This window comes from Bacillus sp. AL-1R (assembly GCF_052180195.1).
GTDB lineage: Bacteria > Bacillota > Bacilli > Bacillales > Bacillaceae_G > Gottfriedia.
The window spans coordinates 339296-364035 of the sequence record NZ_CP197469.1; the positions used below are offsets into that span (position 1 = coordinate 339296).

26 protein-coding genes, 1 riboswitch and 2 other annotated features are annotated in these 24740 nt (G+C 33.3%); of the genes, 22 read left to right on the forward strand and 4 right to left on the reverse strand.

What is annotated here, in order from left to right; translation table 11 throughout:
• Positions 1 to 118: 118 nt before the first annotated feature.
• Positions 119 to 316: a hypothetical protein gene (locus tag ACSBO6_RS01505; protein WP_098845518.1), complete on the forward strand. Its 198-nt coding sequence runs from the start codon at positions 119 to 121 to the stop codon at positions 314 to 316.
• Between the two features lie 285 nt (positions 317 to 601).
• Positions 602 to 1486 (forward strand): LysR family transcriptional regulator, encoded by an 885-nt coding sequence (locus ACSBO6_RS01510; RefSeq protein WP_498844059.1) that lies wholly within the window; start codon positions 602 to 604, stop codon positions 1484 to 1486.
• Positions 1487 to 1582: 96 nt separating this feature from the next.
• Here the strand turns inward: ACSBO6_RS01510 and ACSBO6_RS01515 are convergent, their stop codons facing one another.
• From ACSBO6_RS01515 to ACSBO6_RS01530, 4 genes are all read right to left on the reverse strand, one after another.
• On the reverse strand, positions 1583 to 2203 hold the full coding sequence (locus ACSBO6_RS01515; protein WP_498844060.1) for a DUF47 domain-containing protein: 621 nt from the start codon (positions 2201 to 2203) through the stop codon (positions 1583 to 1585).
• A gap of 80 nt (positions 2204 to 2283) precedes the next feature.
• A complete protein-coding gene (locus tag ACSBO6_RS01520; protein WP_498844639.1) occupies positions 2284 to 3390 on the reverse strand; it encodes a Ger(x)C family spore germination protein in 1107 nt (368 codons plus the stop codon).
• Positions 3384 to 4475 (reverse strand): GerAB/ArcD/ProY family transporter, encoded by a 1092-nt coding sequence (locus ACSBO6_RS01525; RefSeq protein ID WP_498844061.1) that lies wholly within the window; start codon positions 4473 to 4475, stop codon positions 3384 to 3386. Before ACSBO6_RS01525 ends, ACSBO6_RS01520 begins: the two co-directional genes overlap by 7 nt.
• Positions 4472 to 5959, reverse strand: a complete 1488-nt coding sequence (locus ACSBO6_RS01530) for a spore germination protein (RefSeq protein WP_498844062.1) — start codon at positions 5957 to 5959, stop codon at positions 4472 to 4474. The genes ACSBO6_RS01525 and ACSBO6_RS01530 overlap by 4 nt, the downstream gene beginning before the upstream one ends.
• A 235-nt stretch (positions 5960 to 6194) precedes the next feature.
• Positions 6195 to 6445 (forward strand) — a binding site (T-box leader).
• Positions 6446 to 6487: 42 nt separating this feature from the next.
• Positions 6488 to 6752, forward strand: a binding site (T-box leader).
• A gap of 109 nt (positions 6753 to 6861) precedes the next feature.
• On the opposite strand from ACSBO6_RS01530, the gene trpE reads away from it, so the two are divergent.
• From trpE to ACSBO6_RS01630, 20 genes are all read left to right on the forward strand, one after another.
• The gene (trpE, locus tag ACSBO6_RS01535; protein ID WP_498844640.1) at positions 6862 to 8232 is read left to right on the forward strand and encodes an anthranilate synthase component I; all 1371 of its coding nucleotides are present in this window, start codon (positions 6862 to 6864) and stop codon (positions 8230 to 8232) included.
• Complete coding sequence (locus ACSBO6_RS01540; RefSeq protein WP_098845524.1) at positions 8216 to 8827, forward strand: anthranilate synthase component II; 612 nt, start codon at positions 8216 to 8218, stop codon at positions 8825 to 8827. Before trpE ends, ACSBO6_RS01540 begins: the two co-directional genes overlap by 17 nt.
• Positions 8799 to 9827 (forward strand): anthranilate phosphoribosyltransferase, encoded by a 1029-nt coding sequence (trpD, locus tag ACSBO6_RS01545; RefSeq protein WP_498844063.1) that lies wholly within the window; start codon positions 8799 to 8801, stop codon positions 9825 to 9827. The genes ACSBO6_RS01540 and trpD overlap by 29 nt, the downstream gene beginning before the upstream one ends.
• Positions 9828 to 10616 carry an indole-3-glycerol phosphate synthase TrpC gene (gene trpC, locus ACSBO6_RS01550; RefSeq protein WP_498844064.1) on the forward strand — a complete coding sequence of 263 codons (789 nt, stop codon included), beginning with the start codon at positions 9828 to 9830 and terminating at the stop codon, positions 10614 to 10616.
• On the forward strand, positions 10613 to 11218 hold the full coding sequence (locus ACSBO6_RS01555) for a phosphoribosylanthranilate isomerase (RefSeq protein ID WP_098845527.1): 606 nt from the start codon (positions 10613 to 10615) through the stop codon (positions 11216 to 11218). The genes trpC and ACSBO6_RS01555 overlap by 4 nt, the downstream gene beginning before the upstream one ends.
• A complete protein-coding gene (gene trpB, locus ACSBO6_RS01560) occupies positions 11219 to 12418 on the forward strand; it encodes a tryptophan synthase subunit beta (protein WP_498844065.1) in 1200 nt (399 codons plus the stop codon).
• A complete protein-coding gene (trpA, locus tag ACSBO6_RS01565) occupies positions 12418 to 13203 on the forward strand; it encodes a tryptophan synthase subunit alpha (RefSeq protein WP_098845529.1) in 786 nt (261 codons plus the stop codon). The genes trpB and trpA overlap by 1 nt, the downstream gene beginning before the upstream one ends.
• A gap of 344 nt (positions 13204 to 13547) precedes the next feature.
• Complete coding sequence (locus tag ACSBO6_RS01570; RefSeq protein WP_098845530.1) at positions 13548 to 13973, forward strand: DMT family transporter; 426 nt, start codon at positions 13548 to 13550, stop codon at positions 13971 to 13973.
• Between the two features lie 26 nt (positions 13974 to 13999).
• Positions 14000 to 14698: a Crp/Fnr family transcriptional regulator gene (locus ACSBO6_RS01575; protein WP_098845531.1), complete on the forward strand. Its 699-nt coding sequence runs from the start codon at positions 14000 to 14002 to the stop codon at positions 14696 to 14698.
• A gap of 42 nt (positions 14699 to 14740) precedes the next feature.
• Positions 14741 to 15223, forward strand: a complete 483-nt coding sequence (locus ACSBO6_RS01580; RefSeq protein ID WP_098845532.1) for a DMT family transporter — start codon at positions 14741 to 14743, stop codon at positions 15221 to 15223.
• 232 nt (positions 15224 to 15455) lie between these two features.
• A complete protein-coding gene (locus tag ACSBO6_RS01585; protein ID WP_498844066.1) occupies positions 15456 to 16952 on the forward strand; it encodes an FTR1 family iron permease in 1497 nt (498 codons plus the stop codon).
• Entirely contained in the window at positions 16942 to 17316 is a 375-nt protein-coding gene (locus ACSBO6_RS01590; protein ID WP_098845534.1) for a hypothetical protein, read from the forward strand. Before ACSBO6_RS01585 ends, ACSBO6_RS01590 begins: the two co-directional genes overlap by 11 nt.
• A gap of 209 nt (positions 17317 to 17525) precedes the next feature.
• On the forward strand, positions 17526 to 17756 hold the full coding sequence (locus ACSBO6_RS01595) for a FeoA family protein (protein WP_056469652.1): 231 nt from the start codon (positions 17526 to 17528) through the stop codon (positions 17754 to 17756).
• Positions 17750 to 19750: a ferrous iron transport protein B gene (feoB, locus tag ACSBO6_RS01600; RefSeq protein ID WP_498844067.1), complete on the forward strand. Its 2001-nt coding sequence runs from the start codon at positions 17750 to 17752 to the stop codon at positions 19748 to 19750. Before ACSBO6_RS01595 ends, feoB begins: the two co-directional genes overlap by 7 nt.
• A gap of 18 nt (positions 19751 to 19768) precedes the next feature.
• A complete protein-coding gene (locus ACSBO6_RS01605) occupies positions 19769 to 19921 on the forward strand; it encodes a FeoB-associated Cys-rich membrane protein (RefSeq protein WP_025568315.1) in 153 nt (50 codons plus the stop codon).
• 106 nt (positions 19922 to 20027) lie between these two features.
• A riboswitch (TPP riboswitch) is annotated at positions 20028 to 20137 on the forward strand.
• Between the two features lie 135 nt (positions 20138 to 20272).
• Complete coding sequence (gene thiD, locus ACSBO6_RS01610) at positions 20273 to 21079, forward strand: bifunctional hydroxymethylpyrimidine kinase/phosphomethylpyrimidine kinase (RefSeq protein WP_098845536.1); 807 nt, start codon at positions 20273 to 20275, stop codon at positions 21077 to 21079.
• The gene (gene cytX / locus ACSBO6_RS01615) at positions 21072 to 22310 is read left to right on the forward strand and encodes a putative hydroxymethylpyrimidine transporter CytX (protein WP_498844068.1); all 1239 of its coding nucleotides are present in this window, start codon (positions 21072 to 21074) and stop codon (positions 22308 to 22310) included. The genes thiD and cytX overlap by 8 nt, the downstream gene beginning before the upstream one ends.
• A complete protein-coding gene (thiM, locus tag ACSBO6_RS01620; protein WP_098845538.1) occupies positions 22294 to 23106 on the forward strand; it encodes a hydroxyethylthiazole kinase in 813 nt (270 codons plus the stop codon). Before cytX ends, thiM begins: the two co-directional genes overlap by 17 nt.
• Positions 23097 to 23732: a thiamine phosphate synthase gene (thiE, locus tag ACSBO6_RS01625; protein WP_180232883.1), complete on the forward strand. Its 636-nt coding sequence runs from the start codon at positions 23097 to 23099 to the stop codon at positions 23730 to 23732. The genes thiM and thiE overlap by 10 nt, the downstream gene beginning before the upstream one ends.
• A 374-nt stretch (positions 23733 to 24106) precedes the next feature.
• Entirely contained in the window at positions 24107 to 24721 is a 615-nt protein-coding gene (locus tag ACSBO6_RS01630; RefSeq protein ID WP_098845539.1) for a VC0807 family protein, read from the forward strand.
• The last annotated feature ends 19 nt before the right edge of the window (positions 24722 to 24740 follow it).

Below are 24740 nucleotides of genomic sequence, written 5' to 3' on the forward strand. Positions count from 1 at the left end.
GCTTAATTTTGCACTTTAGATCGGTTAGCATGGAATATTCTTACCAATAATGGACTATATAGACAGTAAAAGGATTTCTTTAAAATACTTAAAATTACTTTAATGGGAGTGTATTATAATGAGTTTAAAAACATTAATTGGACTATTATTAGGTTCATTGACAACATTCTTCATTTTAAGTTTTCTAAGTAATAAACTTACCAATAAAGAGTACTGGTTTTATGCATCAATCTATCTTATTTTTATGGTATTAGCTTACTTTGCAATTAATGTAATTCGAAAAGTTAAGTCATCAAAGAAGACTGATTCATATTGAAAATGGATGCACTCTTGCAAAGAACGTTGAGTGAGATCGATTTCCACTAAAGAATGCTCGCCTCCCACATTTTCCATAGGAGTCGATCAACATTCGTTCCAATCAATTATTCGACAAGATAAGGTTATCGTAAAAATCCTAGAATAATTGGTCGAAAAGTCAAAGAAGACTGATCCCTAAAAAATGAATCCTAACTATTTACCTGTTTTATCAAATCTTTTATTATAAGAAAAATAAATGATGATAAGATGGATAATAAGTAAATCTAATACTAGGAGATAGAGTATGGATCAAATACTTTTAGTTTTTATGGCGGTCGCTGAGAAAAGGAACTTTTCAAGAGCGGCAGAAGAGTTACATATGACTCAACCATCCGTTAGCCAGCAAATTCAATTACTTGAAAAGCATATTGGTGCAAAACTTTTAATTAGAACGAATAAATATGTTCAGCTAACGAAGGCTGGAGAAATTGTTTATTTGCATGCTAAAGAAATAACTGGTTTATACAAGCGTATGTCGACACTTGTAAATGATTTGATGAATGAGGCTAGTGGCTATCTTAAAATAGGTGCAAGTTATACATTTGGAGAATATGTATTACCTCAAATTTTAGCCGAAATGAAGAGGCTTTACCCAAACGTCATTCCATCAGTGCAAATAGGGAATACTCGGGAAATTATTCAGGCTGCACTAAGCTATCAAATTGATATTGGTATAGTTGAAGGAGTAGCAAATCATAAAAATTTAAATATACAACCTTTTGCAAATGATGAAATGCACATTATTGCGGGGACTAATAGCGAAATCTATGCTATTGAAGCTGTGACATTGAATCAAATTGAAAATGAAACTTGGATTGTAAGGGAAGAAGGATCTGGCACAAGGGAAGCGACTGAACGACTATTTGAATTATTAAAGATACGTCCTAAAAATATAATTGAGTTTGGTAGTACACAATTAATTAAAGAAGCGGTTGAAGCTGGTATGGGAATTACCTATCTATCTGAGCTAGCAATAAAAAAAGAAAAGCAGTTAAATACGATTGATTACCTTAAAGTAGAAGGAACACCAATCCAACGGAATTTTTCGATTATCACAGATAAAATCGAACTTCATACGAAATCGATGGAAATATTTATTGAATTAATTAAAAAGTATTACGAGAAATAAAGTAGGAATCTTTTTTAAATTAGTTGAACAAAGAGTAAAGAAAACAATAAAAAATACAGTCTAATCATTAGGCTGTATTTTTTAGTTACTATTTATTTACGCATTACCCATAATAATCTGTTCAAGTGTATTTGCTACATCTTGTGCACTATCTGAAACTGATTCTAACATTTCATAAATTTCTTTGAACTGAATGATTTTGATTGGATCTTTTTCATTTTTAAATAACTCTTTAATGGAAGTACGCAATAACGCATCACACTGTGACTCATAATCTTTTACTTGGATCGCATGTACGCGCATTTCCAATAATTTCTTTCTTGAAAGTAACTGAATTGCTTTTAATATTTCATTCGCAGCACTTCGGATATTTTTGACAAATTTCACCATGAACTCATCAATTTGAACGATGGAGTACATTTCAAACGTTGCTGAACATTGCTCCATTCCGTCTAGTACATCGTCCATTTTATTAGCTAGTTCTAGTATATCTTCACGTTCAATTGGTGTAATAAATGTTTTATTTAATTCAACGATAATTTGATGAATATATGTATCACCCTTTGTTTCAAAAGCTTTCATTTCTTTAGAGAATGTTTTTAAATCAGTGGCATTTTTTATTTTAAAGTCATCAAAATAAATCGAACATTCATTTACATTATTTGCAATATTTAAGAGCATTTCAAAGAATGTGTCATTTTTTTTACCTAGTCTCAAAGTATGGTTCCTCCTAAAAAATAGCTTTAAAATCCTTACATATGTTGCAGATGAGAATGATCTATAATAAATAGTATCTTTTAAAAAACAGGTCCAATTGCATTAATTTTTGCTTTTACGGAAGTTTTAAACTTCACATCCTTATAGTCTTTCTCCCAATTTATTTTTTTCCATAAATCCGGATAAGAGCTAGATAAGATTCCTCCAATTCCTAATGCATCACAATTAGCCTCGAGTAATGAATTAGTGATTTCATTTGCCTGCTTAGTAAGCACTTGTGAAATATCTTTATTTAACTTCTCTTTGTTTAGCTTTTGGCCTGCATTATCTGCTGTATAACTAATGACTGATAAATTTATGACCAAATTTAGTTTACAAGTAATTTTCTTCGTCTTTTTATCCACTTTAACATCTAAATCTCTTTTTATTTGTTTAACCCTAAAAGAAAGTGATTTATGTTCTCCTAACTCTATAGACATTTCACCATATTTTGTTAAACGATCCATTAATAACAATAAAAGACTACCTTTTTCGTTAGGTAAACTAATTCCTGTAAACTTATCGCCATTAAATAGGTCTACCCCACCGATCGTAATTTTGTCATTTTCGTCTTTTTTTACAAAAGGTAAAATGATATCTCTACCTGTATCTGTAATTTGGGTCCATGCTGTAAAAGCAGTTTCTTTCGGAATCTTTGTTGTATTTTCAGCAGATTGTAGTCCTTTTAATATAACAAATGCAATAGGGCTAGTGCCAGAATCGAGTGATATAAGGTCTGATGCTTTATCTTCCGCAATGACGACCCTACTTGAAATATAAGCTTGTCTTGGTCGATAGATGAGCTCTAAAATAGGGTTAATTCCTTTCTTTGCCATATCTCTACCAATTAAGAGAATATGAGCTTTACTTACATCAATTAGTCCAGGTAATTTATTATTAACGTCAATTTCCATTCCTGATACACTAGGTCGCTTTATTTTAACAAGTTCATCCTTAAGTTCAAACTGTCCGCCACCTTTATTCTCTATATTTAAGGCCCTCACTATAGCTAATACATTATCTTCTTGATCTAAATCAAAGCTAATGCCATTAACCATTTTTTTATTTACTAGTAGATTTTGGTCCCAACAGCTAGCTAAAAAAAAGGTAAACAAACATAACGTAATTAAGAAAGGTTTTCTTATAATTGCTCACTCCTTACAGTTTTAGAAACGATGATGGATAGGCATAGCAGTATAAGAGGTAGTCCAAATACAACTACATAGCTTAAATATGTTACATATTTATCGAAAATAACTAGTTGATCCTCATCAAACGGTATGACTGTGATGAAAAAAATTAAGATTCCACTAATAAAAACATTTTTTTTAAATGACTTTTCATTACTAATACTTTTAGCTGATAAAAATAAGTAAATGATTACTGAGGTTGTCATTGGTACAATCCAGACCGACAAAAAAATCAAATCTAAGCGGTCAATCATTTCAAATGAAAGGGCTTTAAATAAATATAAAACCGGTTCCCTAATTTGCAGAAGTTGAGTTGGACTAAAGCTTACTAAGCAAATAAAGGTAAAATATGTATAAAATAATGTAACAGACAAATTGGCAAGACTCACGGTTTTTAAGATTCCTTTTTCAGTATCTAGCACAAAAGGAAAAATTAGTAAAAGACTTTCAAATCCTAATACTGAGAGTAATGATTTATGACTTCCTAAAATGATATTTTTCACTCCTGAATGCCCTATCGGCAGAATAAAGCGAAATTCTTTTGGTAAATAAAACGTAAAGAACGATAGTAAAAATAGAAGGATGATCAAAACCGAGGCTAATACAAAAAATCTCGATATGATTCTTAAGTCACTAATTGTTAAATAAATGCTTGATAAAATTATAATTAATGATAGAATCCACATAGGAGTTAACGGTAATAACCAAGAATTTATGCTTCTGATAAAAAGAGTACAAGCTAGACTTCCAATCATAATAAAATAGATATAAATAAATAAGTTACAGAACTTTCCTACATATTTACCAAAAATTTTTTTTGTAATGTCTGTATACGTTGCATTTGGAAATCTTCTTAATAATAACCAATAAATAAATGTAGTAATTTGGACTGCTACACCTGCAATTAGGGTCGAGATCCACCCGTCACCTTTTGCCGTAGTTTGAACCGCATTTGGTAATGAGAGTAGTCCAATGCCGATTTGGCACTGTATAATAAAAAAATAGAACTGTAATTTAGAAATGGAATTACTATTCGTTATCATTTTTTCTTCCACACCCTAGATATTCTTTGCTGTACAACTTTTTGTGGACGTGCATCAGTTGGCCTTGTATTTTGTTTCCAAGAAGGGAGTCTAAAGAAAGTATCCTTTATATCTTCCTTTCGAAAAGGTGCCATCGGAGAAAAATATGGCATACCAAATGATTTTAATTTACACATATGCATAAAAATTAACATTAAAGTTAGTGTGATCCCAAAGAAGCCTAGTACTGAAGCCATAATCATCGTCGGAAAGCCCAATAATCTCATACTAGTACCCATTTCACTAACTGGTGCTACAAACGAAGCAATGGCTGTAAAACCAATTACAACGATCATTGTGTTTGATACTAAATGTGCTTCAACTACTGCTGTACCAATAACTAGCCCACCAACTATACCAATAGTTTGAGCGATGGGAGACGGTAGTCTAATAGCGGCTTCCTTTAGTAGCTCTAATATGATTTGCATTGCAAAAGCTTCGACGAGAGGGAGAAATGGTACAAACTCTAAAGAAACCCTAATTGAATAAAGAAGACCTAATGGTAATACTTCAGAGTGGAAGGATACGGTTGCAATGTAAATGGCAGGTAAGCTAATTGCAATAATAAAACTAATTACCCTAATAATTCGAAAAAATGATCCAATCAACCAACGATGATTATAATCATCGGGAGATTGATAAAAAGCGAAAAAGGTAACTGGCACTATAGAAACTGTAGGACTCCCATCTATAAGTAAATTTATTTTTCCGTCTAAAAGATAAGATACAGCCCGGTCTGGCCTTTCTGTATTTAATACTTGTGGAAATGGTGAAAACGTACTATCCTCAATCAATTCTTCTAGTTGTCCTGTTGAACGAAGACTGTCTAATTCAAGCCCTGAAATCCTTTCTTCTATGATCTCGACAAGTTTTCGATTTGCAATTGAATCGATATACACCATAGCAACTTTCGTATTCGTAATCTTACCAATCGTAAAATACTTAATCTTTAACTCAGGTGTACGGATTCTTTTTCTTAGTATTTGTATATTTGTATTGATACTTTCTATAAAACCATCGTGAGCACCATTAATATTTTGTTCATTAGCAGGTTCTTGAATTGCGCGTTCCTTATCGTCTGAAGCTGCTGCCAAAATTCCAATTGAACAATTTTCTTCTAAAATTAGACAAAATCCGTCTAATAAACTATCTCCTAATTCTGAAATAATTTTTGAGTTTTTTATCTCATATGATTTCACAATATTGCCTGTTTCATCTTTTCGATCTCTTAAAATAGGTTCAATAATATATGATTGAAGCGATTCTATTTTTATCATTGATTCAAGAAATAAAATAGCAAAAATTTGATCATTTTTATGGATGATCTTTACAACCAAATCTTCTGTATGTCTTAAATACTCTTGAACCATTTCAATATTATTTTTAAGATTATTAGATAAAAATTCTTCTTTATTCGACTTAATTGTAGTTGTATTGGTTCTCATATTGATACCTCATTGATGGAAGGTCTAATTGGTTTTATTCTTTCCAAAATTAGGTTGTGTATGCAATGAGACCTCTTATGAAAAAACTTTATGATTCTATTTTTTAGCGTAACAAAAACGTATAGGATTGATTTTCGAAAAGTAGAAAAATCGAATCTTGTAGAATTAAACTTGTTGACTTTTTATTTTTTGCATAATAATATAAGGACAATTAATTTAAAAAAACATCCATAATTACTTTGCGTTGACGAAGAGTAGTAACGATTACGGAAACTAAAGAGAGCTGATGGTTGGTGCGAATCAGTGTGAAAGTAATCGCGAATGGACTTCCGAGCATTCAAACCGAACCTTAAACAAGTAGTAGGCTTTGGCGAGTAGTCTTCTCGTTATAAAAGACGGGTATTCAATGAAAAATTGATTGGATACCGACAAAGCGAGCTGTTAATCAGCTAATGAAGGTGGCACCACGGGTCTCTCGTCCTTTTTAAGACGAGGGGCCCTTTTTGTATTTCTTTAAAATTAAATCATAATAAATCGCTGAGTAAGAAGAGTAAATATTGGTGAATGTCACAGAGAGTTAGACAATGGTGAGAGTCTAATACAGGAACCTTTATCGAATGGGCTTACGAGAGGCATCTTGAACAATAAAGTAGGGATGCACGGATTTCCACCGTTAAAAGGATAGGATATCGGAATTGAAAACGTCATTAATTCCCGTATCTGAAAAGTGGGATTCAGATCCAATCTGATCCAATCTGAGGTGGTACCGCGGTAGAAACTAATCGTCCTCTATATGCACAATATTCGTGCGTATAGGGGACTTTTTTTATATTCATTATTCTTTTTGGAGGTCGAACAAATTGTCAGTACAAAACAAAACAGAAATAATCATTGAAACAATAATGGGAGATTTATTTACACCGATTTCAGTATTTAAGAAATTGACCGCTAGAAAAAAGTTTTTATTTGAAAGTTCATTTAAGCATAAAGATTCTGGCCGTTATTCATTTGTTGGTTCAAAACCAGCTTTTGAATTGATCGGGACAAATCAAGGTGGCCAAATCATCTATAAAAATGGCGAAAAAGAAGAGTTTGTTGGAAATCCACTTTTAAAACTGAAAGAGTTAATACCGAAGCAGGATTGCTTAGAAATATTGGATATCCCATTCATTGGTGGAGGTATTGGATATGTAGGATATGATATGATTCGCCAATTTGAGGAAATTGGTGATGAGTTGGAAGATGTGATTGGAATGCCAGATCTCCATTTAATGTTTTTTGAAGTCATTATTGTATTTGATCATTTAGAACAGAAAATTCATTTAGTTGGAACAAAGCTTACCGATGAAACAACATTAGAAGATTTGAAAAGTGAAATTCAGAAGTATAAGAGAGTAATTGTCACTAACTCATATCAAGGAGAGGAAATAAAACCTGTTGTATTTTCTACTTTCGAGTCTGAAGTTAGTAAAGCTGACTACATGTCCAAAGTAGAAAAGGCAAAATCATTTATTCAAAAAGGAGATATTTTCCAGGTTGTTCTATCCCATCGAATGGGAGCAAAATTTGAAGGAAATCCATTTGACTATTATCGGAAATTACGAATCCAAAACGCATCACCATATATGTATTATATCGATTTTGGCGATAGTGTTATTGCCGGTACTTCCCCAGAAAGCTTAATAAAAGTTAAAGATAATCAGGTCATTACAAATCCAATTGCCGGTACGAAACGAAGAGGGCTAACGAATGAACAAGATTTAAAGATCGAAAGAGATTTATTACAAGATGAGAAGGAACTTGCCGAACATAAAATGCTTGTTGATTTAGGAAGAAATGATCTAGGCAAAGTTTGCGAGTTTGGAACAATTGAATTAGAAAAATACATGAACGTTGAGAGATACAAATATGTTATGCATATTGTTTCTGAAGTTAGTGGGCAATTAAAAAAATCACATACTTCACTTGATGCGCTTATAGCTTGTTTACCAGCTGGAACTGTATCCGGTGCACCTAAGATTAGAGCAATGGAAATCATTAATGAATTAGAAAGTTCAAAACGAGGGGTATATTCTGGTGCAGTCGGTTATGTATCCGTTAATGGAAACCTTGATTTTGCATTAGCTATTCGAACGATGATTTTAAAAAATCAAATGGCCTATATTCAAGCAGGAGCAGGCATTGTTTATGACAGCAAACCGGAACATGAATATGAAGAAACGATTAATAAACTAAAAGCTTTTTTGGAGGAAAATCATGATATTAATAATTGATCACTATGATTCTTTTACTTACAATCTTTATCAATTTTTAGGCGAGCTTGGCGAAGAAATGAAGATCGCTAGATATGACAAAATTTCGATTGATGAAATAAAAGAAATGAATCCAAAAGCAATCATTCTTTCTCCTGGACCAGGTAAGCCCGAAGAGAAACATGAAACGAATGAACTGATTCAAACGTTTTATAAGACTGTCCCAATTCTAGGCATTTGTCTAGGACACCAAGCCATCGGTTATGCATTCGGTGCAAAAATTAGGAAAGCTAGACAAATCAAACATGGAAAAACATCGAAAATTAGACATGACGGTAGTAACTTATTTGCCTATATGTCTCAACCATTAGAGGTTATGCGATACCATTCACTAGTAATTGAAAAGGAAACGATACCGCCATTACTTGAAACTTTGGCATTTTCTATGGACGATCAAGAAATTATGGCTATTAAACATCGAAAATATCCAATCTACGGTATGCAATTTCATCCCGAATCGATTGGAACAGAATACGGGAAACAACTTTTATTAAACTTTTTAAATGAGATAAAGGAGGAGTTAAAAGATGAAAGAGTACCTTCAACGCTTAGCTAATCGAGAGTCATTTACAGCAGAAGAAATGCAAGTAGCTGTCGGCCAGATTCTCCAGGATGACCAAATTTCAGATAGCGAAATTGCAGCATTTTTAGTTGCTTTAAAAACTAAAGGTGAAACAGTAAATGAAATAGCAGGACTAGTAAACGCTATTCGTAATCATACAGTAGGATTTACTAGAAAGTTTCATAATGTCATTGATAATTGTGGAACAGGTGGGGATAACTCATTGAGCTTTAATGTAAGTACAACTTCGGCATTTGTTATTGCGGGAAGTGGCATTCCAATTGCAAAACATGGAAATCGTAGTATGTCCAGCAAAACAGGTAGCGCCGATGTATTAGAACAATTAGGTGTGGAATTATCGATCCCAACACAAGCTTCTGAGGAGCTTTTAGATGAAATAGGAATTACTTTTTTATTTGCTCCATATGTTCATCCAAGATTAAAAAAAGTAATGAAGGTTAGACGTGAGTTGCAAATTCCAACCATTTTTAACTTAATTGGACCACTAACAAATCCAGTTGAATTAGAGACACAACTATTAGGAATTTACAGAAGAGATTATTTAGAAGTATTTGCAGAAGTACTAAATAAATTAGGACGTAAACGAGCGATTGTCTTAAACGGTGCAGGGCATTTAGATGAAGCATCGTTAGCTGGCGAAAATCATATCGTCCTACTTGAAAATAATGAACTGAAAAAGATGACACTTCACCCGGAAGAAGTTGGATTAACTTGTTACTCAAATACAGAAATCAAAGGTGGAGATGCAAAGAGGAATGCAGATATTCTACTTCGAGTATTAAAAGGAGAAAAAGGAGCTTTTAGAGATACAGTTTTATTAAATGCTGGTTTAGCAATCTATACCTCAGGAATTGTCAATCAAATTACAGATGGTATTAGAAAGGCTGAAGAGAGCATCGATTCTGGCGCGGCTTATGAGAAATTACAAAAACTAGTCGAAAAAACTAGCAAACTAAAAAGAGAGGTTATTTAAATGGAAACTATTTTAGATCGAATCATTTCTCAAAAACAAATCGAAATTAAAAGTTTAAGAGCGATAAGTCGGAAAATAACGAACGAAACAAAGAAATTATCATTAATTGAACAGTTAAAAGCTGCAGACAATTTATCGATCATTGCGGAGTTTAAACGAGCTTCACCATCTAAAGGTGATATTAATACAAATCTGAATCCCGCAGAACAAGCAAAGAAATATGAAGAAAATGGAGCAGCTGCAATTTCTGTTTTAACTGATACAACTTTCTTTAAAGGTTCCTTTAAAGATCTGAAAATCGTTCGGGATTCCGTTAATATTCCGATATTATGCAAGGATTTTATTATCGATCCAGTTCAAATAGATATCGCAAAAGAGCATGGAGCAAACATTATTTTACTAATTGCGGCTGCATTACCTTTTACAGAACTGAATCACTTATATCAATATGCTAAGCAGCAAAATCTTGAAGTATTGATGGAAGTACATGATGAAGAAGATTTGGAAAAAGCGCTAAAAATTAGGCCCGAGCTATATGGCATTAATAATAGAAACTTAAAAACATTTGAAGTGAATCTAAGTGTAACAGAAAGACTAGCTCCACTTATTCAAGCAAATGGAGGATTCATAATTAGTGAAAGTGGAATTTTCAATCAGTATGATGCAAAACGTGTAAGAAATGCTGGAGCAAATGGAATTTTAGTCGGAGAGGCATTAATGAGGAGCAGTGAATTATCGTCAAACATGAAAGAGCTGATGGTTCCTATTTTAAAGGAGGCTAAGCAGTGAAAGTGAAAATTTGTGGTATTACGGATTTAAAAACAGCCCAAAGTGCAATAAATGCAGGTGCTGATGCGATTGGATTTGTATTTGCAGAAAGTAAACGACAAATTGAAATGACTGAGGCAAAAAAGATTATCGAATCACTGCCAGATTCGGTAATGAAGATTGGCGTTTTCGTAAATGAAACAAAGGAGCGATTAGAATCCATCTACCATGAAGTTGGTTTAACCCATCTTCAGCTACACGGAGATGAAACGCCAGAATTTTGTCGTTCATTATCCCTTCCAGTAATAAAAGCATTACGCGTTCAATCGGAAAAGGATGTTGAAAAAATTGCAGAATATGATTGTCATTATATTTTAGTAGATAGCCCGAGTGGGAAGTACCGTGGCGGAAATGGAACAACATTTAACTGGGATCTTGTTAAATCAAAGAATATAGATAATTTGATTTTAGCTGGTGGATTGACGATTGAGAATGTAATACCTGCAAGTAGCGTCGTAAAACCGATAATGGTTGATGTTAGCAGTGGAGTTGAAACGAACGGAAAAAAAGATGAAGAAAAAATAATAAGTTTTATAAAAAAAGTTAAATTAGGAGGAATTTAAATGTCAACTTACACACTTCCAGATGTTAAAGGTCACTTCGGTATATATGGAGGAAAATATATACCTGAAACGCTTGTTCAAGCCATTACGGAATTAGAAGAAGCCTATTCAAAGATTAAAGATGATCCAACATTTATTGAGGAAATTGAAAGATTGTCAAAGGATTACGTAGGTCGCCAAACACCTCTTTACTTTGCAGAGAATTTAACTAAGCATGCCCAAGGAGCCAATATTTATTTAAAACGTGAGGATTTAAATCATACAGGTGCTCACAAAATTAACAACGCGATTGGTCAAGCATTACTTGCGATTCGCATGGGGAAACGAAAAATCGTTGCTGAAACAGGAGCGGGGCAACACGGTGTAGCAACTGCAACAGTATGTGCTCTATTAAACTTAGAATGTGTTATTTTCATGGGCGCTGAGGATGTTCGAAGACAAGAATTAAATGTTTTCCGAATGGAATTACTGGGCGCAAAAGTGATTAGTGTTGAATCAGGAAGTGCGACATTAAAGGATGCGGTAAATGAAGCGCTTCGTTACTGGGTTGCAAATGTAGATGACACTCATTATTTATTAGGATCAGTAATGGGGCCACACCCTTTTCCAATGATGGTACGAGATTTCCAAAGTGTAATCGGGAAAGAAACGAGACAACAATTTTTAGCGAAGGAAGGCAAACTTCCTGATGCAGTAGTAGCTTGTATTGGCGGAGGAAGTAATGCAATTGGTATGTTCCATCCATTTATAATGGATGAAAGTGTAAAGTTATATGGAGTAGAAGCGGCTGGGCATGGAATCCATACAGAAAAGCAAGCAGCATCTTTAACAAAAGGTGTACCAGGCGTACTACATGGTGCATTAATGTATTTACTTCAAGATGAAAATGGCCAAATACAAGAAGCCCATTCTATTTCTGCAGGGCTTGACTACCCAGGGGTAGGTCCTGAGCATTGTTATTTAAAGGATATTAAGCGAGTGAAATATGAGTCGATAACGGATAAAGAAGCACTCGAAGCATTCCAATTGCTAGCAAAATTAGAAGGAATTATCCCAGCATTAGAAAGTGCACATGCAGTTGCATATGCAATAAAGCTAGCAGCAACGATGAACAGAGATGAAAATTTAGTTATTTGTTTATCTGGTAGAGGCGATAAAGATGTTCATACTGTTCGTGAACTATTAAAGGGGGCTAAATAATGAATCGAATTGAATTCCAATTTACAGAACGACTTAAAAAAGGTGAAAAGCTATTTATTCCTTATGTAATGGCAGGAGATGGTGGTCTTGAAGTATTAGGTGGCAGACTAGCTTTATTAGAAAAGTTTGGCGCATCAGCAATTGAAATTGGTATTCCATTTTCAGACCCAGTAGCAGACGGACCAGTCATTCAACAAGCGGGAATACGAGCATTACAAGCTGGTACAACTTTAAAAGCTGTACTTGAAAAAATAAAAGAAGTACGTAAATTAATCTCTGTACCTTTAATCGTCATGACATATATGAATCCTATTTTAGCTTATGGAATTGACCGATTTGTATCTGACCTTAGTCAAGCAGGAGTAGATGGCTGTATTATTCCTGATCTACCAATCGAGGAAGAAGAAATTATTAATCATCAACTTGAAGGATTTGGAATAGAACTAATTCGATTAGTCACAATGGCAACACCAAAAGATCGAATCATAAAAATAGCTGAAAAAGGAAGAGGTTTCTTATATACAGTAACCGTAAAAGGGATTACTGGTGTTCGAAATGAGTTAGACTCAAGCTTGTCATCTTTTTTAAAAACTGTTAAAGAAGTTAGTAATAAACCCGTAATAGCTGGATTCGGTGTATCTAACCCAGAACAAGTAAAAGAATTAAGCCAAGATTGCGATGGAGTCATTGTTGGAAGTAAAATTGTTGATTTATTTAATCAAAATAAGATCAATGAAATTAAACTTTTAATGGAATCAAGTTTAGTAAGTGAAGAAGTAATTTAATAATAAATGAGTCAGGCTATTTTAAGTGGCCTGATTTTTTTATTTTTCTTTGGCTCTAAAATGTAAGGCTTCTCAAATGAAAAGCCTCAATGACAAACTATCCAATAAATTATGCAATTTCCCACATCTTTATAGAAAGTTTTCCACATAATAGCAGAGTATCCACAAAAATCTTACTTCCACTTAAATATAACTACAAATTGTCCACAGAAATTCATATGGTTTAAAAAGTTTTCCACAATTGCAAAATACGTTCATTTTTCTCTTTAGGACATATGTCCTTCCCAAATAACCGTTCAATATCGTTTAATAATGAAGATATCAATATGTCAGGAGAGAAAACTATGAAAGGAATTTTATTAGCAATTGTTGGTGGAGCACTTATTACCCTACAAGGTGTTGCAAATTCACAAATTAGCAGTGATATTGGTACTTGGCAAGCTGCTACAATTACGCAGTTTACAGGTTTTATTGTTGCTTTATTCGTACTACTTTTAATAAGGGATAAAAAATTTGTTGATGTTAAAAATGTGAATCCAATTTATTTAACAAGTGGGGCATTTGGAGCATTTATTATTTTTTGTAACGTAACAGCGATTCATCTCAATGGAGTTACATTTTCAATATCAACTCTTTTAATTGCACAGTTAAGCTTTACTTTTATCAACGATAGTAGAGGTTGGTTTGGAGTAAAAAAACTAAATATGAGTCCGTCACAATTTTTTGGAATTGGTATGATGATGATTGGTGTAATCGTGTTAGGATCTTAAAAGTAATTGCTGGAGGTGAAGTTAACTTGAAATTCCCGAACGATATTGAACAAATTAATCAATTTTTAGCTGATCTCCGTATTGAAGGAGTTTTTAATGAGGAATTAAAAGCTCATATGACACTTCATCGATTCAAGCATGGAGAGCTTATTTGTTCCCAAGGAGACTTATCACAAACTTTGTTTATTTTAGTTAAAGGGAAAGTCAAAGTTTATACAACTACAGCAGAGGGGAAAACATTAATTCTTTCATTTAAAAAGCCGCTTGAACTAATTGGCGACATTGAATATGTAAGGGGAACAAGTTATATAAATACGGTTGAAGCAGTTTCTGAGGTTGAAATGATTGCTTTAGACTATCGATGTTTAAAAAAGTTTGGTCAAGACTATATACCATTTCTTCAGTTCTTATTAGAAATCATAACGGAAAAGTTTCATATTAAGTCGAATGCGATGAGTTTTAATTTAATGTATCCCGTAGAAGTTCGTCTAGCTAGTTATCTATTATCAATATCCTATGATGAAACGAATTCTTTACTAGAGGATCATTTAAAAACGATTAATCTCAAAGATGCAGCGAACTTAATCGGAACGAGTTATCGACATGTTAATCGAGTTATTCAGCAATTCTGTAAGGATGACTTAGTTGAGAGGATTAATGGGGGTATTCTTATTAAGGATCGAGCTCGTTTAAGTGTTCTTGCTAGTGATAATATATATGAATAATATTTTTAGGAATTATACAGTAATTTTTTGGAGGTGAGGCTGATGCTTTATGGTTTACTATTATCTTTAATCTCAGGAGCACTCATTGGTTTGCAAAATATATTCAATAGTAAAGTTAATGAACGAACAGGAATATGGGTAACGACGACATTTGTATTAGGAATGGGTTTTTTAGCTTCTTTCTTAATGGGTCTACTTTTTGATGGTAAGCAGTTATTTATTTTGCATAATATGAAAAAATGGTATTGGATTAGCGGAATTGTTGGTGTAGGCGTTGTATTCTGTTTAACGAAAAGTACTAAAATTCTTGGTCCAACTTATGCTATTTCGATTGTTCTAACTTCTCAATTAATGTCTGCATTATTATTTGATTCTAGAGGATGGTTAGGACTTGAGAGAGTGGGGTTTTCTTTTAAGCAACTAATTGGTGTTTTGCTTATTATAAGTGGTATTTTAATTTTTAAATTGAGCGGAATGAGTTTTAAAGGGATAAAGCTAATAAAAAATCATTCTAGTAAAATATAAATTAAATTAGATACTTGTTTGATCATTTCAAAACTACTATCAAATGACTAGAAAGTAATTCCAACCTATGAAATACAAAATTTTGAAATGTGTAGTTGAAGGGCGTTTGGTTGTCTAATGTTAACCCAAATATTAAAAATAGTTAATAAAAATATAATTGACTATGACTTGAAATAGCCTTATTATCAAGAAGTGATAATGATTATCATTTATATTAAGGGGAATATCAACGATGAAGCAGGCTCTTATTAAAGTAACTTTAACAACTTTACTATTATTAGTTTTACCGTTTAAAACATTTGCACAAAGCCCTGAAGAGGATTTAACACATGCAAATTCGTTTGTAGAAAGTGCAATACAATCTGCACAAAAAGGAGATTTTAAATCTGCTGAGCAGGAATATAAAAAATTCAATGATGAATGGCTTGATAAAGAGGATGGAATAAAAAATAAATCGATTGATGCATATGGCAAAATCGAGGAAGCTATGGGAATGGTTCAGTATAACCTAGCACAAAAAACAGTGAATCAAAATGCACTAGTTACTGCACTTAAAGATTTAGAAGAAATAAATGAAAAGTTTATTTCTCATCAGTTTGCTAGCTCAAAATTAGATTCAAAAAGTACTGGTAGCGTTGAAGATTTAATTGAAATATTAAATAAGGCACTAGCAGATTTAAAAGATAATAATGTATCAGGGGCAACATCGGAAATCAATCAATTTAGAAAATCTTGGATCAATATTGAAGGTGTTGTATTGACGCAATCTCAAACAGTTTATACTGATGCTGAACGAGATATGGTTACGTCTTATGCAATGCTTACTGCAAAAACACCGGATGTGAAAGCGGCTACAAGAACAATTACTAATATGCGGGATTATCTATTACCATTAGCTTCTAAAACTAGTTATACGATGATTGATGCTATAACGATCTTACTAAGAGAAGGTTTAGAGGCATTACTAGTAGTAGTTGCATTATTAGGATTTATTAAAAAGTCTGGACAAGAAAAGAAAAGTAAGTGGATCTGGTTCGGTGTTGGTGCTGGATTAGCTGTCAGTATCATACTAGGTGTTATCGTAAACATTTTATTCTCAGCAGGTGCTTTTGGAAGTAATAACTTCCTAATCGCAGGTTGGACTGGAGTATTTGCTGCTGTCATGCTCTTATATATGAGTTATTGGTTACATAGCAAATCCAATACAAGACAATGGCAACAATATATTAAGACTAAGAGTGATAAGGCATTAAATACTGGTAGTTTATTATCTTTATCAATTCTTGCATTTTTAGCAGTTTTTCGTGAAGGAACTGAAACTGTATTATTCTTTATTGGAATGGCGTCATCAATTAAACTATCGTCATTATTAATAGGAATTGGTTTAGGATTCGCAATTTTAGCAATACTAAGCTTCTTAATCTTAAAGGTTGGGCTAAAAATTCCAATGAGACCATTTTTCCTTATTTCAAGTATATTAATGTTCTATTTATGCTTTAAATTTGCTGGCATGGGTATTCATGGTTTACAACTTTCTGGATTACTTCCAGCGACTCAGGCTCCTATTCCTACAATTGATTTCTTTGCAATTTATTCAACTTGGGAGAGCTTTGTACCCCAGATGATTTTGTTGCTAATAGCATGTATTACAGTTATTTATAATAGATTCTCTAGTAAAAACAATAAAAAAAATAGTGAAAATTCAGGGGGAACAAAAAATGTTATCTAATAAAAAACTAGTCGCAGCAATGGCTTTAGGACTATCATTAACGTTATCTGCATGTGGATCGAAAACAGACGATGCAATTAAAACTGGTTCTGATGATATGATCAAAACGATTTCGGAATTAAAAGCACAAATTTCAAATAATGATGAAGCAAAGGCAAAAGATAGCGGAGAAGCCCTTGAAAAATCATGGGAAAAATTCGAAGACTCAGTAAAAGATAAAGACAAATCACTTTATGAAAAAGTTGAAACGCCACTTCATATTATTGAAGCAGGAGTAAAGGTATCTCCATTGAATGCAGATACACTTAACCAAGCTGGTGACGAATTAGAGAGTGTATTAAAAGAAGTTAAAGATTTAAAATAGAATTAATTAATAGAGCCTACATAGAATTTTCTTTGTGGGTTTTTTTTTTTCTTTTTTTTTGCTCAATTTTTGGGAATTTTTTCTTAGGTAAACCTTTTCATAAAAGCAGGTAGACAATTAACTATCATTGACTTAAGATAAAGATATTGATAAGGATTATCATTATTAATTGTTTGTGAATAATAAGTTTTGATCCGGGGGAATCGCTTATGTTACTTTCAGAATTAAAAAAAGGCGAAAAAGCAAAAATAACGGACTTGTCATCACTAGGTGAGGCAGTGAAGAGACGCCTTTTAGATTTAGGGATAAGTGAAGGGGCTATGGTCTGCCTACAATGTACAATGCCGTTTAAAGGACCATGTATGATTGAAAATTGCGGACAATCACTTGGCATTCGATTTCATGATGCATCTGGGATAAAGGTAGAAAAAATATGTTAAATATAGCGCTTATTGGAAATCCAAATACAGGAAAGACTTCTCTATTTAATAATTTAACAGGTACTTACCAATATGTAGGTAATTGGAGTGGGGTTACCGTTGAAAAAAAGGTAGGGACTATAAAAAATAAACTTGGAAATCTAATCGATTTACCAGGTATCTATTCTCTGAGCCCTCTTTCAAAAGATGAGGCCGTTGTTTCACATTTTTTTGTTAATGAAACATTTGATGGGATGATTAACATTGTTGACGCTGCTCAACTAGAGAGAAATTTAATGCTCACTCTTCAACTTCTAGAGTTTAATAAATCAATGATAATTGGTCTTAATATGGTTGATGTTGCTAAAAGAAGAGGAATATCGGTTGATCCTTCTAGTATCTCAAAGATATTAAAAGTACCAGTAATTCCAATTGATGCTAGATCGGGTAAGGGAACAAACGAAGTAAATGAATTACTAGAGACAATTCCTCAATCTGAAGTTGAGTTTCAAATTGATTATGGAAAAGTTATTGAAGACGGTATTACAAATATTATGACACGATTGCCCTCAACTTTATCTATTCCTAAAAGATGGACTGCAATACAAATCTTAGAAGGTAATAAAGAGGTAATCGAATTTATAGCTTCATCCTACGATTTTAGTAAAATTGACGAAGTAATTAAAATAACAGCAGAGCAATTAAATAGTGAACTAGGTGTATCACCTTCAAAATGGATTTATTCTGTAAGAAAAGAAGTAATTTCAAATTTAATTGGTAGATCGGTAGAGAAAGAATCTAGTGAAGCAGTTACATTAACTGATCGAATTGATCGATTTGTAACACACCCAATTTTGGGTATTCCGATTTTCCTAGTGACAATGTTTTTAATGTTTAAGCTTACTTTTGATTGGTTAGGGTTACCATTATCTGACGCATTAGATGGGTTTTTATCAGGATCTGTAACAGACTGGTTAACAAACGGATTAAATGCAATACATGCATCTGATTTTATTAAAGCAGTTATTCTTGATGGTATTGTTGCCGGTGTTGGTGGGGTTTTAGTCTTTGTTCCACAAATTTTTATTTTGTTTTTATTAATATCATTTCTTGAAGACTTTGGATATATGTCTCGAGCGGCTTTAGTAATGGATCGTTCAATGGAAATGGTAGGTCTAACCGGTAAGGCATTTATTCCAATGATTATAGGATTTGGTTGTAATGTACCTGGGGTTATGGCTGCTAGAACAATTGAACAGCCTAGAGAGAGACTACTCACAATTTTGTTAACACCATTAATGTCTTGTTCGGCGCGTTTACCAGTATACGCACTATTCGTTGGAGCGTTTTTTGCGAAAAATCAAGCAATAGTAGTTTTTTCACTGTATATACTCGGTATAGTAGTTGCATTAATATTAGCTAAGGTTTTTTCATCTACAATATTAAAGAGTGAGTTTTCATTATTTGTTGTAGAACTCCCACCATACCGTATGCCACAAGGTAAAGCTTTGTTTAGAAGCACATGGGACAAAGGGAAAGGCTTTATTCGAAAAGCTGGTACGTTTATTTTTGGTGGTTCTGTAGCTATATGGTTATTATCTTATATGGGCCCAAGTGGTTTCGGTGTTTCTATGGATGATAGCTTTTTAGCAATGATTGGGGGGGGACTTACACCAATCCTTTCACCTTTAGGATTTGGTACATGGCAAGCAGGTGCTTCTTTATTAACAGGATTTTTAGCTAAAGAGGTTGTAGTATCTGCTATGAATATTATCTATCACGTGCCAAATGCACATTCTTTACAAGGGATACTGTCAACACAGTTTTCTGCACTTTCCGCATTTAGCTTTATGGTTTTTGTCTTATTGTATGTGCCATGTCTAGCAACTGTTGCGACAATTCGTAAAGAGACAGGTTCAGCTAAATGGACATATTTCTCAGTTGGTTATGCATTAGTTATTGCATATATATTAGCGTTAATTATTTATCAAGTTGGAAGTCTATTAGGCTACTAAAGAAAGGAGTATCTACTTATGATTGTCAATATTATAATAGGAGCTCTTATTTTTGGATACGCAGGGTGGACACTTTTACGATATATAAAGAAAACAAAAAAAGGTAAATGTGGTTCGTGCTCAATCGCAAAAACTTGTAGTTCAAATTGTGATACAAATTATTCAAAATAGAAATATAGCGATAAGTCAAAAGATTAAATTTAAAGTAATCAATCTAAATACTTGAATATAATAGTTGGATTCATTAAGATGATAAAGTAATCAACTTAAAATAATTGAATAGTACTAGGGGTGCCGTAAATGTTCGGCTGAGATTAAGACACTAAGTCTTTGACCCTTTAACCTGATCTGGATAATGCCAGCGTAGGAAAGTGAACGGTAGAATACATTTTTTGTATTCATAACATTGATTTGTTCGAGCACAAGTCCTTATGGGATTTGTGCTTTTTTGTATTTAAAATCAAGTTTCATCTTCTATCTGTAAGATCAAAGAGTTCTATTCATGAAATAGGGGGAAGAAAATTGAAGAAAGTATTAACGATAGCAGGCTCTGATTCAAGTGGTGGTGCAGGTATTCAAGCGGATTTAAAGACTTTTTCGGCTCATCGAGTATTTGGAATGAGTGTTATTACGGCAGTAACAGCTCAAAATACGCAAGGAGTGTTTGCAGTACAAGACATGACACCAGAGATTATTGCTAGTCAGTTAGATGCAATTTTTACTGATATTGAAGTAGATGCCGTAAAAATTGGAATGGTATCACAAATAGAGACGATTAAAGTGATTACTGAGAAACTAAGACAATATAAACCAAAGCAAATCGTAGTTGATCCAGTCATGGTTTCAAAAAGTGGATTTGACTTATTAAGTTTGGATGCAAAGGAAGCTTTAATTCAAGAATTGATTCCACTAGCAACGGTTATTACGCCAAATCTACCTGAAGCAGAAGTTATTACTGGAAGAAAAGTTACAACGATTGAAGAGATGAAAGAAGCTGCTATTCAAATTCACGCATTAGGTGCTAAGAACGTCCTTGTAAAGGGTGGTCATCTAGAAGGTGAAGCTACGGATATTTGTTTTAATGGTGAGGAATTTACAAGTTTTAATAGCGTTAGAATTAATACAACTAATACCCATGGTACAGGTTGTACTTTATCTTCAGCGATTACATCTAATCTAGCAAATGAACTTGAATTAAATGAGGCCATTAGAGCGGCAAAAAACTATATTACATTAGCAATTAAAAATTCCTTTTCAATCGGAAAAGGGGTAGGTCCTGTACATCATTTCTACTCACTGTATGAAAAGGCAGGCGTTCAACATGTCTAATCAAAATGCAAAAATGACGAAGTGGAACTATACAACACTTTGGTTTGGTGCGGCTGTTTCTGTAGCAGAAATTATGACTGGTGCGCTAGTAGCACCGCTAGGTTTTAAGAAAGGTTTAACGGCCATTTTAGTAGGTCATTTACTAGGTACATTATTGCTTATTTTAGGTGGAGTTATTGGGTCTCAGCAAAGATTGTCGGCCATGGAATCTACAAAAATTTCATTCGGTAGCTATGGTAGCTATTTGTTTTCGATTTTAAATGTTCTGCAATTACTAGGCTGGACAGCAATTATGATTTTAACAGGAGCTCGGTCAATCAATTTAGTTACAATAAAAGATTATCAATTTGACCACCTATGGGTTTGGTGTTTAGTAATTGGAGTATTAATAGCAATTTGGTTGTACTTTGGACAAAATGCTTCAAAAAAACTAAATAGTTTAGCTGTTTGCTTATTATTTGTTTTAACAATTGTGCTTTGTTTTGTCATTTTTAAAAGTGATAAAATCTTAACTCAACCAAGTACTTCAGGATTATCTTTTGGCGAAGCAGTTGAATTATCGGTGATTATGCCATTATCTTGGATTCCATTAATCAGTGATTATACACGATTTGCGAAGACAACAAAAGATGGAGCAATTGGTAGTTTTATAGGTTATATGTTTGGTAGCTCTTGGATGTATATTATTGGACTAGGCGTAGCATTAGCTTTTAATGAAGTAGACCCAGTTGCTGTTTTAATGAGTGCAAATCTAGGATTATTTGCAGTTGGTATCGTCGTCTTAGCGACTGTTACAACAACGTTCATGGATGCTTATTCTGCAGGAATATCAGTTACAACCATTTTTTCAAAACTAAATGGAAAACAGATAGCCCTTATCGTTACTGTCATTGGAACTTTACTAGCCATTATTTTCCCTATAGAGAAGTATGAAGGATTTTTATATACAATTGGTTCATTTTTTGCACCACTATATGCAATTTTATTGACGGACTACTTTATTCTAAAAAGAACAAATATAAATAAATCGTTGAAAATTGATTGGATCGCGATTATCACATGGGTTTTAGGCGTTTTTATTTATCGTAAGTTTGTACAATTAGACTTCTTTCTTGGAGCTACTGTTCCAAGTATGATTTTAATTTGTGTCATCTATATAGTTGTTCAGTTTGTTGTAAATAAGCTTGTTCCAAAACAAATCGGGGGAGAAAAAAATGTTAACTATAAATGAAATGAGTCAAATTCTTGAAAGCGTGAAAGAGAAAAAGCCACTAGTTCATCACATTACAAATTATGTAACAGTTAATGACTGTGCAAATATGGTGTTAGCTCTAGGCGGATCACCAGTTATGGCAGATGATTTAGCCGAAGTAGAAGAAATGGTATCATTTGCTTCAGCTCTTGTTATTAATATTGGAACATTAAATGAAAGAACAATTCAATCAATGATTAAAGCTGGTAAAAAAGCTAATCAATTAGGTGTACCAGTTATATTAGATCCTGTTGGTGTAGGAGCAACAACTTTACGTACAGAAACGACTGCCAAACTATTGAAAGAAGTACGTTTTGCAGTAGTTCGTGGAAACATGTCAGAAATTAAAATGATTGCTGGCTTAAATGTTCAAATTAAAGGTGTTGATTCTGTAGCTGACGAAGAAGACGGTGTTGAAATTGCGAAATCTCTTTCAGCAAAATTAGGCTCAGTAGTAGCAATTACAGGAGCGGTAGATATAATTGCAGAACAAGATCGAGTGTGTACCGTTTCAAATGGAGATAAAATGCTAGCTGATGTTACTGGAACAGGATGCATGAGTACATCATTAATCGGTACTTATGCTGGTGCAACGAATGATTATTTCCTAGCAGCTGTTTCCGGTATAACTACGATGGGTCTATGCGGAGAACTAGCTAAAGCTCGACTAAATGAAGGACAAGGAATTGGCACGTTTAAAGTAAACTTATTTGATGAGGTATCGAAAGTTTCTGTACATACACTTCTAACAGGGGGAAAAATCGAATGGCTATAATTAAAAAGAAGATAGATTATAAGCTTTATTTAGTAACAGATAAAGATGTGTTGGGATCAAGGGATTTAGTTCAATCCGTTGAGGATGCAATAAAAGGTGGAACAACAATCGTACAAATAAGAGAAAAGAATTGTAGTAGTCTAGACTTTTACAAAATTGCTATGCAAGTAAAAGAGGTAACTTCAAAATATAATGTTCCATTAATTATTAATGATCGTCTAGATATCGCTTTAGCAATTAAAGCGGATGGCTTACATATCGGACAAGATGACTTACCTTTAACTGTAGCTAGAAAGATTGTTGGAGAAGATATGATCATTGGCGTTTCTGCAAGAACAATAGAAGAAGCAATGCTTGCCCAGGAACAAGGTGCAGATTATGTAGGTATTGGATCGGTATACCCAACAACTACAAAGTTAGATGCAAAGTATTTAACGCTAGATGAATTACGAAACATACGTGAAGAGGTAAAGATTCCTATCGTAGGGATTGGTGGTATTAATGAAGAAAATGTTTCAGAGTTAATGGAAACAAAAATCGATGGTGTAGCGGTTGTTTCTGCGATCTTAGGGAAAGAAGATATTAAATCGGCTGCTGAACAGTTGAGTATGTTAGTTAATAAGTAAATAAAATTATGTGTAGGGTGCCTATTACATCGTTATTTGATGGATAGGTGCCTTTTTTTGTCTATCTAAAAGTTAAATAAATTGTAAGAAATCATACGTAAACTCCCTCAAATTAATTTAAAGTTTACCGGAATGTCAGCCTATTTTCGAAAAAGATGTATTTTTTATTAGCATACTGACGGTCGGTACATAATATAATCTTACAGAGAAACAAACCGACAGTCGGTATTAACCTGATGTAGCACGTTTGTTTATGAAAAGGATCTGAAGTCTACCTATTAACTGAGCTTAATTAAGCAAATATAAGAACTTCATTCGTAGTATAAAGGCAGAACCAACTCTCTATATAAAAAATTAGTCAAAGGGATGATCATATGTCTAAAAAAATGTATGTTATTTTTACATTAGTAATTAACGGTATTTTACCTTGGGTTATTTATGTTGTGTTATCAGATTACATGAGCAGTATTTTAGCACTTTCAATTGCAACTCTAATTCCATTAGTTGATAATGTAGTTCATTTGTGGAAGCATAAAAGGCTTGATGCCTTTGGAGGTTTAATGCTTTTTACATTAATTCTAACCCTTTTGTTAGTCCTCCTCGGTGGCAGTGAAAAAATTTTGCTTGTAAGAGAATCATTAATTACAGCCTCTGTTGGGATAATCTTTTTAATATCGTTATTATTCAAACGCCCTATAATATTTTACTTAGGAATGCGGTTTATCCAAAATAATCGTTTTGCTGAAAACTGGAATATTAAATACTTTCGCTTTGTTATGCGATTAATGACACTTGTCTGGGGAATTATGTTGTTATCAGAAGCTGTTGTACGAATCATTATGGTTTATGATTTATCAACGGAAAGATATTTACTTTTCTCAAATTATGTTCTTTATGGATTTATAGGTGCTGCAACTTTATGGACTGTTATTTATAGAAGAAAGTCAGCAAAAAAGCTTCAAGAAATTAAATTACAGCTAACAAAGTAATTTAGAAAGGAGAGTAGAG